The 14,713-nt window shown below is 70.3% G+C and carries 6 protein-coding genes, 1 tRNA gene and 1 rRNA gene; 7 read left to right on the top strand and 1 reads right to left on the bottom strand.

Annotated features, from left to right (window positions below; genetic code table 11):
* The 3 genes from rrf to ACFQ9Z_RS08945 form a co-directional block, all read left to right on the top strand.
* Positions 1-95: ribosomal RNA gene (gene rrf, locus ACFQ9Z_RS08955) — 5S ribosomal RNA — on the top strand; the annotation flags it as partial.
* Positions 96-209: 114 nt separating this feature from the next.
* On the top strand, positions 210-872 hold the full coding sequence (locus ACFQ9Z_RS08950) for a DegT/DnrJ/EryC1/StrS family aminotransferase (RefSeq protein WP_383013129.1): 663 nt from the start codon (positions 210-212) through the stop codon (positions 870-872).
* Positions 873-956: 84 nt separating this feature from the next.
* A tRNA-Thr gene (locus ACFQ9Z_RS08945) sits at positions 957-1,029 on the top strand.
* 61 nt (positions 1,030-1,090) lie between these two features.
* Here ACFQ9Z_RS08945 and ACFQ9Z_RS08940 read toward each other — a convergent pair.
* A complete protein-coding gene (locus ACFQ9Z_RS08940) occupies positions 1,091-3,850 on the bottom strand; it encodes a SpoIIE family protein phosphatase (protein ID WP_383013093.1) in 2,760 nt (919 codons plus the stop codon).
* A gap of 415 nt (positions 3,851-4,265) precedes the next feature.
* Here ACFQ9Z_RS08940 and ACFQ9Z_RS08935 point away from each other — a divergent pair, with 415 nt between their 5' ends.
* The 4 genes from ACFQ9Z_RS08935 (at position 4,266) to ACFQ9Z_RS08920 (ending at position 14,669) form a co-directional block, all read left to right on the top strand.
* On the top strand, positions 4,266-9,725 hold the full coding sequence (locus tag ACFQ9Z_RS08935; protein WP_383013090.1) for a HAMP domain-containing protein: 5,460 nt from the start codon (positions 4,266-4,268) through the stop codon (positions 9,723-9,725).
* A gap of 272 nt (positions 9,726-9,997) precedes the next feature.
* Positions 9,998-10,678 (top strand): two-component system response regulator, encoded by a 681-nt coding sequence (locus ACFQ9Z_RS08930; protein WP_383013087.1) that lies wholly within the window; start codon positions 9,998-10,000, stop codon positions 10,676-10,678.
* Positions 10,679-10,802: 124 nt separating this feature from the next.
* Positions 10,803-13,547, top strand: a complete 2,745-nt coding sequence (locus tag ACFQ9Z_RS08925; RefSeq protein WP_383013084.1) for a DNA translocase FtsK — start codon at positions 10,803-10,805, stop codon at positions 13,545-13,547.
* 279 nt (positions 13,548-13,826) lie between these two features.
* A complete protein-coding gene (locus tag ACFQ9Z_RS08920; RefSeq protein WP_383013081.1) occupies positions 13,827-14,669 on the top strand; it encodes a helix-turn-helix domain-containing protein in 843 nt (280 codons plus the stop codon).
* The last annotated feature ends 44 nt before the right edge of the window (positions 14,670-14,713 follow it).

Below are 14,713 nucleotides of genomic sequence, written 5' to 3'. Positions count from 1 at the left end.
AAACGCCCGGTTACATTCCGAACCCGGAAGCTAAGCCTCACAGCGCCGATGGTACTGCAGGGGGGACCCTGTGGGAGAGTAGGACGCCGCCGAACAAATATTGAAAGGGTTGGACCCCGAACTTCGGTTCCGGGTCCAACCCTTTTTTGTTCTGCGTCACTTCGAGTTCACGTTCCGCGCCCAGCATCGGATGCATGGGTACTGCTGCAATGCTCAGGGCGGCCGGCGTCGGAGCCGGTGACGAGGTCGTCGTACCGGCCTTCGGGAACGTCGAAGTCGCCGAGGCCGTGACCCAGACGGGTGCGCTTCCGGTGTTCGCCGACATAGATCCGGCGAGCTACTGCCTCGACGCGTCCGCCGTGGAGACCGTCATAACTCCCCGCACCACGGCCATGGTTGTCGTGCACCGCTTCGGACGATGCGCGGACATCACGCCGTTGCACGAGCTCGGCCGGCGGTACGGACTGCTCGTGCTGGAGCAGGGGGAGTCCGAGGCGCCGTACGACGAGACGGCTCAGCGCAGGGAGCGGGCCGCCTATCTCGACGCCAAGTTGAGGGGCGTGCGGACGCCGGACGACAGTCCCGGGCACACCTACCAGCAGTACGTGGTGCGGGTGCCGGGCAACGGCCGGCCGGACCGTGACGCCTTCGCACGCGCCTTGCGGGCCAAGGGAATCGAGTGCCGCGTCCCGGTGAAGACGCCCGTGCACAGGCTCCCGGAGTTCCGGCGCTGCGTGACGCTGCCGGAGACCGAGCGGGCCGCGGACGAGACGCTCGCCCTGCCGGTGGACGCCTCGCTGACCAAGCGGGAGATGCAGCGCATCGTCTCGGCCTGCAATGCCCTCGGAGGACTGCTTCAACCCGCCTTCTGAACGGAAGCCGAACGAGTTTGGGAACCAGGGCCTGTTCAGGGTATGGTTTTCTTGTCGCCGCGAGGGAAACCCCGAAAGCGACAGGCCCCTATAGCTCAGTCGGCAGAGCGTCTCCATGGTAAGGAGAAGGTCAACGGTTCGATTCCGTTTGGGGGCTCCGGCAGAAAGGCCCCGCCCATTCGGGCGGGGCCTTTTTCATGCCCTCTGGCCGGTCTCGCTCACGGCTCCTGGTGGGGCTCCGGCACCCGCATGGCCAGAATCGCCATGTCGTCTGACGGAGCGTCCGAGGCGAAGCGTTCCACCGCCCGCATGATGCGCGCGGCCACCGCGCCCGCGGTGAGGCCCGTGCACGTGGTGAGGACGTCGGCGAGACCGTCGTCGCCCAGCATCCGGGTGCCCTCACGACGTTCGGTGACCCCGTCGGTGACACAGAGGAGAACGTCGCCGGGATCGAGCGTGACCGTCTCCTCGTACAGCTCCAGATCCTCGATGACACCGAGCAGCGGCTGCGGTTCGGCCGCCGCGACCACCGTGCCGTCCTGGCGCAGGCGCAGCGGGAGCGGGTGGCCGGCGCAGACCACCTTCAGTTCGGCGCTGCCGTCCTCCTGCGGCCGCATCTCGCCGTAGAGCAGCGTGAGGAAGCGGCTGCGGTCGCCCTCGTCGAGGATGGCCGAGTTCAGCCGCTCCAGCACCGCCGGGCCGGAGAGGCCCTCCCTGGCCAGCAGGCGCAGCGCGTGCCGGGCGAGGCCGGTGACCGCCGCCGCGTTCGGGCCCGTGCCGCAGACGTCGCCGATGGCGAAGCCGTAGGCGCCGTTGCCGATGGGGAAGAGGTCGTAGAAGTCGCCGCCGACCTCGTTGCCCTCGCCGGCCGCTCGGTAGATGACCTCGACCTCGACGCCGTCGATGTTCGGCAGGCCGGGCGGGAGCAGGCTGCGCTGGAGGGACTGGCTGATGGCCGTGCGCTCCGAGTACAGCCGGGCGTTGTCCAGGGCGAGGGCGGCCCGCCGGGACAAGTCCTCGGCCAGTTCCAGGATTTCCTGGCGGAAGTGCTCGTCGGTCGGCTTGCCCAGCGTGAGCATGCCGATGACGCGGTTGCGGGCGACCAGCGGCAGGACGACCGTCTCGCCGCCGACCGCGGAGGCCGTGGCGAGGGTCGGGCCGATGCCCGAGGCGATCTGGTGGGTGGGGCCGCCGGACAGTCCGAGACTGCGCATGGAACTGCGCAGGGCCGCCTGGTGGGCGACCTCGCCGGGCGCGGACCAGATCCGGGCGCCGGGCGTGGGCACCGGGTCCGGCGCCGGGACCTTCGACAGCAGGGACTTGATGCCGTCGATGAGGTCCTCGTCCTCGTGCAGCACGTACGACAGGTACGGCTCGGAGGCCTGGTCGGCGATCGTGTAGACCGCGCACCAGGTGGCGAGCGTCGGCACCGTCATCTGCGCCATCAGGGCCAGGGTCTGGTCGCGGTCCAGGGTGCCGGCCAGCAGGTCGGAGGCCTCGACCAGGAAGCTCAGGGAGCCGCGGCGCAGCCGCTCAAGCTCGCCCAGCCGCGCCGACTCGACGGCCAGCGCGATGCGGTCGGCGGCGAACTGCAGGCGCAGCGCCTCCTCGTTGGAGTACCGGCCGGGCGCCTCCGCGGCGACGCCGAGGGAGCCCGTCAGACGGCCCTCGACCTTCAGCGGGACCGTGACCACGGAGCGCATGCCGGTACCGGACAGCAGCGGCACCGCCCCGGGGACGGCGATGAGGTCGTCGTGGACGGCGGGCATGCGCGCGGAGCCGTAGCGGCCGGGGCCGGCTTCCACGGGTACGCGGGCGAAGCGCTGGCGGGCGGAGGGCAGGCCGGTGGAGGCGCGGACCTCGAGTTCGGTCTCGTCGTCGGTGGCGAGCAGCAGGAAAGCGGAGTCGGCGTCGAGCATGTCGCGGGCCCGCTCCACCGTGCGCTGCAGCAGGCCGTCCAGGTCGTCCGGGGCGGGGGAGCCGATGAACACCTCGAACGGGTCGGTGCTCTGGCCGTCGGAGGCCGATGTCTGGTCGGTGGCGGGGCCGCGCTGCGGCGTCTGCAGGATGGCGCGCTCGTGATCGCGCACCAGGAGGCACACGGTGGACGGCTCGCCGCCGGTGTCGCGGACCCGCAGGTGGGAGGCGTAGACCGAGGCGACCCGGCCGTCGGCGCGGCGGATGCCGTAACTGCCCTCCCAGCGGGAGAGCTTCAGGGCCTCGGCGATGCCGGTGCCGGTGCCCGGGGTGTGCGGCCAGGCCGCGAGGTCGGTGAGGGGCTTGCCGACGACCTCGCTCGCCGGGTGGCCGAACAGTTCCTCCGCGTCCTCGTTCCAGGCGCTGACGGAGCCCTTCCGGTCGACCTGGAGGACCGCGACGCGGATCCGGCCGTCGGCCATCGGGAGCAGGTCGGCGGGGAGGGAGGGGCCGGCTGCGCGGGTGCCGACCGGGCGTTCGGGCAGGTCGAGCTGGAACCAGACGTTCTTGTGGGTGGGCGTGTAGTCCACGCCCCAGCGGGCGGCGAGGGCCGCGCAGAGCTGCAGGCCGCGGCCGCCCTCACGGTCGGGGTTGGCCATCACGGCGTGGGCGCTCTGCAGGGGCAGCTCGCGCTCGGGGTAGCGGTCGGAGACCTCGATGCGCACGCCGTCCTCGGTGCGCAGGCACAGCACCTCCGCGTGCGTGCCCGCGTGGACCACGGCGTTGGTCACGAGTTCGCTGGTGAGAACCACCGCGTCGTCGATGATGTCGGCGAAACCCCAGCTCTGGAGGGTGTCGCGGACGAAGGACCGGGCGGTCGCCACCGATCGTCCGACGGGCTCGAAGCTGGCGGCCGCGCGCGCGGTGATCACAAAACTCCTCGGCCTGGTGTCGGCGGACAGGGCTGCGGGGCCGGCCGGCTCGCGCCGCTGCTGCGGCATCAGCTCACCCGTCGGCCGTGGCTCCGGGGGCTGTGCCCCTGGGATCAGTCCGGTGGTCATGGTCTGCGGCCGCCCCTCCGATGCCCGCTCGTTCTGGTGCCACCGCCCAGGCCGGACGGACCGGTGCGGCTGGACAGCCGCATGCAAGGTTACTTACCTTCGCCGTCCGGGCGGATGCCGGTCGCCGTTGTTTAACCCCCCCAGCGTGTGTGCGGACGATGTGCGAAGGTGCCGAACTGTTATGGCCTGGTTCGGCCGGGGTGAAACACTGGGCAGGCTTCCGATGAAGGTCCGGTCGGTTCGAGTGTGTTCCGTGCACGGCGGGCAGCAGCCCCTGGTGTGCCCGGATACCGTCCGGCGGAGATACCGAGCGGTAACGGGTACGCGGAAGCAATCCGGTGTGCCGGGGAACTGGCACACCGGGCCGATGTGGCCGAGCACAGCAGTAACGGTCTACCCCTTCGGGAGGGACACAGTGGAGTCTGGCGCAGCGACGCGGGGCACGAAGGCGCGCGCGAAGGGCGGACAGTCCCTGGGCAGGAGCGGCGGCACCACCGCCGTGGACACGGCTGCCCTGAACCGGCTGCTGGCGGCCCTGCTCGCCATGCGGGACGGCAACTTCCGCAAGAGGCTCACGGTGTCCGGCGACGGCGTGATGTCGGAGATCGCCGCGGTCTTCAACGAGGTGGCCGACCGCAACCTGCACCTGACCGGTGAGCTGTCGCGGGTGCGGCGCATGGTGGGGCGTGAGGGAAAACTCACGGAACGGCTGGAGACGGGTGCCTGCGAGGGCTCGTGGGCGACGGCCGTCGACCACTCCAACGCGCTGGTCGACGACCTGGTGTGGCCCGTCTCGGAGGTCAGCCGGGTCCTGACGGCGGTCGCGGAGGGTGATCTGTCGCCGCGGATGGATCTGCGCACGCAGGCGCCGGACGGCACCGGGCACCCGCTTCGCGGCGAGTTCCTGAAGGTCGGCCGCACGGTCAACAACCTGGTCGACCAGTTGTCGACGTTCACCGACGAGGTCACGCGCGTGGCCAGCGAGGTCGGCACCGAGGGCAAGCTCGGCGGCCAGGCCCGGGTGCGCGGGCTGTCCGGGTCGTGGAAGGACCTCACGGACTCCGTCAACACGATGGCGTCCCGGCTGACGGCCCAGGTGCGGGACATCGCCCTGGTGACCACCGCGGTCGCCAAGGGCGATCTGTCGCGGAAGGTCACCGTGCACGTGGCCGGCGAGATGCTGGAGCTGAAGAACACCGTCAACACGATGGTCGACCAGCTCTCCGCCTTCTCCTCGGAGGTGACGAGGGTCGCGCGGGAGGTCGGCACCGACGGCATCCTCGGCGGCCAGGCGCATGTGCCGGGCGTGGACGGCACGTGGAAGGAACTCACCGATTCGGTGAACCTGATGGCCGGCAACCTGACGGCCCAGGTGCGCGGGATCGCCCAGGTGACGACCGCCGTGGCCAACGGCGACCTGTCGCAGAAGGTGACGGTTCCGGCGCGGGGCGAGGTCGCGCAGCTCGCCGAGACGATCAATCAGATGACCGAGACGCTGCGGATCTTCGCGGACGAGGTCACGCGCGTGGCCAACGAGGTGGGCGCCGGGGGCCGGCTGGGCGGTCAGGCGACGGTGCCGGGTGTCGCCGGCACCTGGAAGGACCTGACGGACTCCGTCAACACGGTGTTCCGGAACCTGACGACGCAGGTGCGCGACATCGCCGCGGTGACGACCGCTGTGGCCAGCGGCGATCTGTCGCAGAAGGTCACGGTGGACGTGGCCGGGGAGATGCTGGAGCTGAAGAACACCGTCAACACCATGGTGGACCAGCTATCCGCGTTCGGCGCCGAGGTGACCCGGGTCGCGCGGGAGGTCGGTGTCGAGGGTGAGCTGGGCGGTCAGGCGCAGGTGCCGGGCGCCGCCGGGACCTGGAAGGACCTGACGGACTCCGTCAACACGGCGTTCCGCAACCTGACCGGGCAGGTGCGCAACATCGCCCAGGTGACCACGGCGGTGGCCAACGGTGACCTCTCCCAGAAGGTCACCGTGGACGTCTCCGGTGAGATGCTCCAGCTGAAGAACACCGTGAACACGATGGTGGACCAGCTCTCGAGCTTCGCCGACCAGGTGACGCGGATGGCCCGGGACGTGGGCACCGAGGGCCGGCTCGGCGGGCAGGCGCGGGTGGACGGGGTGTCGGGCACCTGGAAGGAGCTGACGGACTCCGTCAACTTCATGGCCGGCAACCTCACCTCCCAGGTGCGGCAGATCGCCCAGGTGACGACGGCCGTGGCCCGCGGCGACCTCTCGCAGAAGATCGACGTCGACGCGCGCGGGGAGATCCTGGAGCTGAAGAGCACCATCAACACGATGGTCGACCAGCTCTCCGCCTTCGCCGACCAGGTGACCCGGGTCGCCCGGGACGTGGGCACCGAGGGCCGGCTCGGCGGTCAGGCGCAGGTGCCGGGCGTGGCCGGTGTGTGGCGGGACCTCACGGACTCCGTGAACGGTATGGCGGGCAACCTCACCGCCCAGGTGCGCAACATCGCCCAGGTGGCCACGGCGGTGGCCCGCGGCGACCTCTCCCAGAAGATCACCGTGGACGCGCGCGGGGAGATCCTGGAGCTGAAGAACACGCTGAACACGATGGTCGACCAGCTCTCGTCCTTCGCCCAGGAGGTCACGCGAGTGGCCCGTGAGGTGGGCACCGAGGGCATGCTGGGCGGCCAGGCGGAGGTCCAGGGCGTCTCGGGCACCTGGAAGGACCTCACGCAGTCCGTGAACTTCATGGCGAACAACCTGACCATCCAGGTGCGCAACATCGCCGAGGTCACGACCGCCGTCGCCAAGGGCGACCTGTCGAAGAAGATCACCGTCGACGCCAAGGGCGAGATCCTCGAACTCGTCACGACGGTCAACACGATGGTGGACCAGCTCTCCAGCTTCGCCGAGCAGGTGACCCGGGTGGCCCGTGAGGTGGGCACCGAGGGCATCCTGGGCGGCCAGGCGCACGTCCCGGGTGTCACCGGCATCTGGAAGGACCTGAGCAACAACGTCAACCTGATGGCCAACAACCTGACCATGCAGGTGCGCAACATCTCCCAGGTGGCGGCCGCGGTCGCCAACGGCGACCTGACCCGGCAGGTGACCATCGAGGCGAGCGGTGAGGTCGCGCAGCTCGCCGACACCTTCAACACCATGGTGCGGACTCTGAGTTCGTTCGCCGACCAGGTCACCAAGGTGGCCCGTGAGGTGGGCACGGACGGCATCCTGGGCGGCCAGGCGCACGTGCCGGGTGTGGCCGGCACCTGGAAGGACCTCACCGAGTCCGTGAACCAGATGGCGTCCAACCTGACCGGCCAGGTGCGCAACATCGCCATGGTGACGACGGCCATCGCCAAGGGCGACCTGACCAAGAAGATCGACATCGACGCGCGCGGGGAGATCCTCGAGCTGAAGACGACGATCAACACGATGGTCGACCAGCTCTCCAGCTTCGCCGAGGAGGTCACCCGGGTGGCCCGTGAGGTGGGCACCGAGGGACAGCTCGGCGGGCAGGCGCGCGTGCGCGACGTCGACGGCACCTGGCGGGACCTGACGGAGTCGGTGAACGAGATGGCCGGGAACCTGACCCGGCAGGTGCGCGCCATCGCGCGCGTGGCGACCGCGGTGACCCGTGGCGACCTGAACCTGAAGATCGACGTCGACGCCTCCGGCGAGATCCAGGAACTGCAGGACTACATCAACAAGATGATCGCCAACCTGCGCGACACCACGATCGCCAACAAGGAGCAGGACTGGCTGAAGGGCAACCTGGCCCGTATCTCCGCGCTGATGCAGGGCCGCCGGGACCTGGCGGACGTGGCCTCGCTGATCATGAGCGAGCTGACGCCGGTGGTCTCCGCGCAGCACGGCGCGTTCTTCCTGACCATGCCGCTCATGGAGGGCCAGGACCTCGGGGCCGACGCCGAGGACCACTACGAGCTGCGGATGCTCGGCTCGTACGGCTACTCGATGGGCTCCATGCCGACGTCGTTCCGGCCGGGTGAGGGGCTGATCGGCACGGCCGCCCTGGAGAAGCGCACGATCCTGGTGGAGAACGCGCCCAGCGGCTATCTGAAGATCTCCTCGGGGCTCGGCGAGGCCCCGCCGGCGCAGGTGATCGTGCTGCCGGTGCTCTTCGAGGGCAAGGTGCTCGGTGTGATCGAGCTGGCCTCGTTCACGCCGTTCACGCATATCCAGAAGGACTTCCTCAACCAGATCGCCGAGATGATCGCGACCAGCGTCAACACGATCTCGGTGAACACCAAGACCGAGCTGCTGCTGAAGCAGTCGCAGGAGCTGACCGAGCAACTGCGGGAGCGGTCGGCGGAGCTGGAGAACCGGCAGAAGGCGCTGCAGGCGTCCAACGCCGAACTGGAGGAGAAGGCCGAGCTGCTGGCCCGGCAGAACCGGGACATCGAGGTGAAGAACACCGAGATCGAGGAGGCCCGGCAGGTCCTGGAGGAGCGTGCCGAGCAGCTCGCGGTGTCGATGCGCTACAAGAGCGAGTTCCTCGCCAACATGTCGCACGAGCTGCGCACGCCGCTCAACTCGCTGCTGATCCTGGCCAAGTTGCTCGCCGACAACGCGGAAGGCAACCTCTCCCCGAAGCAGGTCGAGTTCGCCGAGACGATCCACGGCGCCGGGTCCGATCTGCTGCAGCTGATCAACGACATCCTGGACCTTTCGAAGGTCGAGGCGGGCAAGATGGACGTCTCCCCGACGCGCATCGCGCTCGTGCAGCTCGTGGACTACGTGGAGGCGACCTTCCGGCCGCTGACCGCGGAGAAGGGCCTGGACCTGTCCGTGCGGGTCTCCCCTGAGCTGCCGGCCACCCTGCACACCGACGAGCAGCGGCTGCTGCAGGTGCTGCGCAACCTGCTGTCCAACGCGGTGAAGTTCACCGACTCCGGCTCGGTGGAACTGGTGATCCGGCCCGCCGGCTCCGATGTGCCGCAGTCGATCCGGGAGCAGATGCTGGAGGCCGGTTCGCTGAGCGACCCGCACGCCGACCTGATCGCGTTCTCGGTGACCGACACGGGCATCGGCATCGCGGCCAGCAAGATGCGGGTGATCTTCGAGGCGTTCAAGCAGGCGGACGGCACGACCAGCCGGAAGTACGGCGGCACCGGTCTGGGCCTGTCGATCTCGCGGGAGATCGCGCAGCTGCTCGGCGGTGAGATCCACGCGCAGAGCGAACCGGGCCGCGGCTCCACGTTCACGCTGTACCTGTCGATGCACCCGAGCGAACTGCCGCCACAGGGCTACCAGCAGTCCGTGCAGGCGCTGGAGGCCGGCGAGCTGCTCGCCTCCGAGGGCCGGCCGGACTCGGACCTGTCGGCGGCGGAGATCGAGACGCCGGCGGAGGTGAAGTCGTACCGGGAGACGCAGAACGGCGCCGCCGCGCTCTTCCGGCGCCGCCGCCGGAGCCTGCCGCCGCCCGAGCACCGGCCGGAGCAGTGGACGACCATCGCCGAGCAGGAGAGCACCTCGCAGCCGGCCCCCGCCGTGCGGTTCGGCGGTGAGAAGGTGCTGATCGTCGACGACGACATCCGCAACGTGTTCGCGCTCACCAGCGTGCTGGAGCAGCACGGGCTGTCGGTGCTGTACGCGGAGAACGGCCGTGAGGGCATCGAGGTGCTGGAGCAGCACGACGACGTGGCGGTGGTGCTGATGGACATCATGATGCCGGAGATGGACGGGTACGCGACGACCACGGCGATCCGCAGGATGCCGCAGTTCGCCGGGCTGCCGATCATCGCGCTGACCGCGAAGGCGATGAAGGGCGACCGGGAGAAGGCGATCGACTCGGGTGCCTCCGACTACGTCACGAAGCCGGTCGATCCGGACCACCTGCTGGCGGTCATGCGGCAGTGGATGAGTGCGCGGTGACGGCCCGGCGGGAACGGATGTGAGCGCGGTGGGAACCTTCGGCCCGCCCCCGGAGTTGTCCGAGTGCGGGGCGCGTGGCGTGTGGGAACCCGGGATTCCGGGAACCTTCGGATCACTCACGGCGTTTCCGCTGTGTGCACAGTGACATCGCGGTGACAGGGTGTGGCGATGGGCAGGGTGCGGCTACGATGACCGGCACAAGGACGGGCGGCGAAAGAGAGTCGTCCCCTGGGGCGGCGCCCGGTGTACCGCCGGGGCGAGGAGGGCGGGCCATGGTGCAGAAGGCCAAGATCCTCCTGGTCGATGACCGGCCGGAGAATCTGCTGGCGCTGGAGGCCATCCTCTCGGCGCTCGATCAGACGCTGGTGCGGGCATCGTCCGGGGAGGAAGCGCTCAAGGCACTGCTCACGGACGACTTCGCGGTCATTCTGCTGGATGTCCAGATGCCGGGCATGGACGGATTCGAGACCGCCGCGCACATCAAGCGGCGCGAGCGGACCCGGGACATCCCGATCATCTTCCTCACCGCGATCAACCACGGCCCGCACCACACCTTCCGGGGTTACGCGGCGGGAGCGGTCGACTACATCTCCAAGCCGTTCGACCCGTGGGTGCTGCGGGCGAAGGTCTCCGTGTTCGTCGAGCTGTACATGAAGAACTGCCAGCTGCGGGAGCAGGCGGCGCTGCTGCGGCTGCAGTTGGAGGGCGGCGGCAAGGACGCGGTCGGCGGCAAGGAGTCCGCGGGGCTGCTCGCCGAACTGTCCGCGCGTCTGGCGGCGGTCGAGGAGCAGGCCGAGGCGCTGTCGAAGCAGCTCGACGACGACTCGGCGGATGCCGCCGCGGTGGCCACGGCCGCCCATCTGGAGCGGAAACTGACAGGACTGCGGCGGGCGCTGGACGCTCTGGAGCCGGGCGCGGGCGCCGGCAGCCAGTCGGTTCCGACGCAGAACTGACGTCGGCCGGGACGGCAGTTGCCCATGAGCGTGCGTCAGTTCCGCGCCTCGGCAAGGGCGACACGAACGGGTGAAGCAGTGGGCACGCGTGTCCGCCGTCGTCTCCCCCGGTAATCTCACACCCATGGCCTCACGTCCCTCCGCAGCCAAGAAGCCGCCCGCCAGGAAGGCGGCCGCTCCCGCGAAGGCTGTGCCGAGGAAGGCCGCCGCGAAGAAGGCTCCGGCCAGGAAGGCGCCAGCCAGGCGGGCCCCGGCGAAGAAGGTGGTGCCGGCCAGGCAGGCGCCGAGCCCCACGGGGGGCGTGTACCGGCTCGTGCGCGCCCTCTGGCTCGGGCTCGCGCACGCCGTCGGCGCCGTCTTCCGCGGCATAGGGCAGGGCGCGAAGAACCTCGACCCGGCGCACCGCAAGGACGGCGTCGCGCTGCTGCTCTTCGCCCTCGCGCTGATCGTCGCCGCCGGCACCTGGGCCGACCTGCGCGGTCCCGTCGGCGACCTGGTGGAGATCCTGGTCACCGGCGCCTTCGGCCGGCTCGACCTGCTGGTGCCGATACTGCTCGCGGTGATCGCGGTCCGCTTCATGCGCCACCCCGAGCAGCCGGAGGCCAACGGCCGGATCGTGATCGGCCTGTCCGCACTGGTCATCGGCGTGCTCGGGCAGGTCCACATCGCCTGCGGCTCGCCCGCCCGCAGTTCCGGCATGGAGGCCATAAGGGACGCCGGCGGCCTCATCGGCTGGGCGGCGGCGACCCCGCTGACGTACACCATGACCGAAGTGCTCGCCGTCCCGCTGCTGGTGCTGCTGACGGTCTTCGGGCTGCTCGTGGTGACCGCCACGCCGGTCAACGCCATCCCGCAGCGCCTGCGCGCGCTCGGCGTGCGCCTCGGCCTGCTGTCCGACCCGCAGGAGTTCGAGCCCACCGGGGACGACGAGCGGTACGACGAGCAGTGGCGCGAGGCGCTGCCCGCGCGCCCGCGCGGGCGCCGGGGCGCCCCGCAGGCGTACGACCCCGAGGGAGCCGAGGAGGAGGCGCTGACCCAGCGCCGGGGCCGCCCCAGGCGCTCCGCGGTGCCGCAGCCCGACCCGCGGCGGCGGATGGACGCCGTGGACGTCGCCGCGGCCGCCGCGGCCGCGCTCGACGGGGCCGTCACGCACGGCATGCCGCCGTCCCCGGTCGTCGCCGATCTCACCCAGGGCGTGAGCGCGGGCGAGCGCGAGGACACCACCCCGGTGCCCATGCCGGCCCCGGCCCCCGCCCAGGTCGCGAAGCCCGCCCCGGCCGCACGCCCCGAGCGGGCGGAGCCGCCGAGCGGCAGCGTCCCCGACCTGACCAAGAAGGCCCCCGACGAGCCCCGCGACCTGCCCGCGCGCGCGGAGCAGCTCCAGCTGTCCGGCGACATCACCTACGCGCTGCCGTCACTCGACCTGCTCACCCGTGGCGGCCCCGGCAAGGCGCGCAGCGCGGCCAACGACGCGGTCGTCGCCTCGCTCACCCAGGTCTTCACCGAGTTCAAGGTCGACGCGGCCGTCACCGGCTTCACCCGCGGCCCGACGGTCACCCGCTACGAGGTCGAACTGGGTCCCGCGGTGAAGGTCGAGCGGATCACCGCCCTGACGAAGAACATCGCCTACGCCGTCGCCAGCCCCGATGTGCGGATCATCAGCCCCATCCCCGGCAAGTCGGCGGTCGGCATCGAGATCCCGAACACCGACCGGGAGATGGTCAACCTCGGTGACGTGCTGCGCCTCGCGGAGTCCGCCGAGGACGACGACCCGATGCTGGTCGCCTTCGGCAAGGACGTCGAGGGCGGGTACGTGATGCACTCGCTGGCGAAGATGCCGCACATGCTGGTCGCGGGCGCCACCGGCTCCGGCAAGTCGTCCTGCATCAACTGCCTGATCACCTCGATCATGATGCGGGCGACCCCGGAGGACGTCCGGATGATCCTCGTCGACCCCAAGCGCGTGGAGCTGACCGCCTACGAGGGCATCCCGCACCTGATCACCCCGATCATCACCAACCCCAAGCGGGCCGCCGAGGCGCTGCAGTGGGTCGTGCGCGAGATGGACCTGCGCTACGACGACCTCGCCGCCTACGGCTACCGGCACATCGACGACTTCAACCGGGCCGTCCGCGAGGGCAAGGTCAAGCCGCCGGAGGGCAGCGAGCGCGAGCTCCAGCCGTACCCGTACCTGCTGGTGATCGTGGACGAGTTGGCCGACCTGATGATGGTCGCCCCGCGTGACGTCGAGGACGCCATCGTGCGCATCACCCAGCTCGCGCGCGCGGCCGGCATCCACCTGGTGCTCGCCACCCAGCGCCCGTCGGTCGACGTGGTCACCGGACTGATCAAGGCCAACGTGCCCTCCCGCCTGGCGTTCGCCACCTCCTCGCTCGCCGACTCCCGGGTCATCCTGGACCAGCCCGGCGCCGAGAAGCTGATCGGCAAGGGCGACGGCCTCTTCCTGCCGATGGGCGCGAACAAGCCGACCCGTATGCAGGGCGCGTTCGTGACCGAGGCCGAGGTCGCGCTCGTCGTGCAGCACTGCAAGGACCAGATGGCGCCCGTCTTCCGCGAGGACGTCACCGTGGGCAGCAAGCAGAAGAAGGAGATCGACGAGGACATCGGCGACGACCTCGACCTGCTGTGCCAGGCGGCCGAGCTGGTCGTCTCCACCCAGTTCGGGTCGACGTCCATGCTGCAGCGCAAGCTCCGGGTCGGCTTCGCCAAGGCGGGACGACTGATGGACCTGATGGAGTCCCGCAACATCGTGGGGCCGAGCGAGGGTTCGAAGGCGCGTGACGTTCTCGTCAAACCCGACGAGCTGGACGGCGTACTCGCGCTGATCCGTGGGGAGTCGGACGGGTAGGGAAGCGGGCCGCCCGGCGTGTCGGAGGTTACGCCGGGTGGCGGCAGCACCGTGATCCACCCGTTAGGGAGCGGCGAGCAACCGTTTCCCCTCGCTGTACGTCAAGTTGAGCGAAAGGACCGGTACGGATCCCATCCTGGGGTATGTGTCTGTCCCACCATCGGGTTGTCGGGTCATACCGATGGCGTACAAAGGCCCCCGCCCGCTCGCCCCACCCTTTCGTACCCGCCTAGACTGAACCTCCAGCACAGGTGGCTCACACGCTCGAAAGGCGCCCCCGTGTCCATCGGCAACTCCCCTGAAGACGAGCGTCCGTTCCACGACGTGTCCGAGCAAACCCGTCCCTCCGTCGGCCATGCCCTGCGCCAGGCGCGCATCGCGACCGGGCTCACGGTCGACGACGTCAGCAGTGCCACTCGTGTCCGTATCGCCATCGTGCACGCCATCGAGGCGGACGACTTCGCCCCCTGCGGCGGTGACGTGTACGCGCGCGGGCACATCCGCACGCTGGCCAGGGCCGTGCGTCTCGACCCCGCGCCGCTGATCGCGCAGTACGACGCCGAGCACGGCGGGCGGCCCGAGCCCACCCCGGCCGCGCCGATGTTCGAGGCGGAACGCATCCGCCCCGAGCGCCGTGGCCCCAACTGGACGGCGGCCATGGTCGCCGCGATCGTGGCCGTCGTCGGTTTCGTCGGGTTCAACGCGTTCAAGGGCGGTGACGGCGGCAGCGACGCCAAGGCACAGGTCGCCGAGGGGGCCTCGCCCGCGCCCAGCAAGTCATCCTCGCCCACCCCCGAGAAGGACAAGCCCGCCGCGCCGTCGTCCGCGCCCTCCGACAGCGCCATCGCCGCCGCGCCGCAGGACAAGGTCACCGTCCAGGTCAGCGCGCCGAACGGGCGGAGCTGGATCTCCGCCAAGGACCACAACGGCCGGATGCTCTTCGACGGACTGCTGAACAAGGGCGAGTCCAAGACCTTCCAGGACCGCTCCAAGATCAACCTGATCCTCGGGGACGCCGGCGCGATCGAGCTGTACGTCAACGGCAAGAAGATCGAGGACGACTTCCGGCCGGGCGCCGTGGAGCGTCTCACGTACACGAAGGGCGACCCCGCGGCCGGATAAGCACGGTCGGGGCACGGGTGTGACGGGGTTGGCCGGGATCGGCC

It is taken from the genome of Streptomyces sp. NPDC056580, assembly GCF_042793175.1.
Lineage (GTDB): Bacteria > Actinomycetota > Actinomycetes > Streptomycetales > Streptomycetaceae > Streptomyces.
The sequence above is the reverse complement of the archived record's forward strand: the minus strand, read 5'-3'. Positions and strand labels throughout refer to the sequence as shown.

Excerpts from the sequence above, each read along its gene's own strand:
- ACFQ9Z_RS08950 (WP_383013129.1), top strand. The coding sequence starts at position 210 with ATGCTCAGGGCGGCCGGCGTCGGAGCCGGTGACGAGGTCGTCGTACCG.
- ACFQ9Z_RS08940 (WP_383013093.1), bottom strand. The coding sequence starts at position 3,850 with ATGACCACCGGACTGATCCCAGGGGCACAGCCCCCGGAGCCACGGCCG.
- ACFQ9Z_RS08930 (WP_383013087.1), top strand. The coding sequence starts at position 9,998 with ATGGTGCAGAAGGCCAAGATCCTCCTGGTCGATGACCGGCCGGAGAAT.
- ACFQ9Z_RS08925 (WP_383013084.1), top strand. The coding sequence starts at position 10,803 with ATGGCCTCACGTCCCTCCGCAGCCAAGAAGCCGCCCGCCAGGAAGGCG.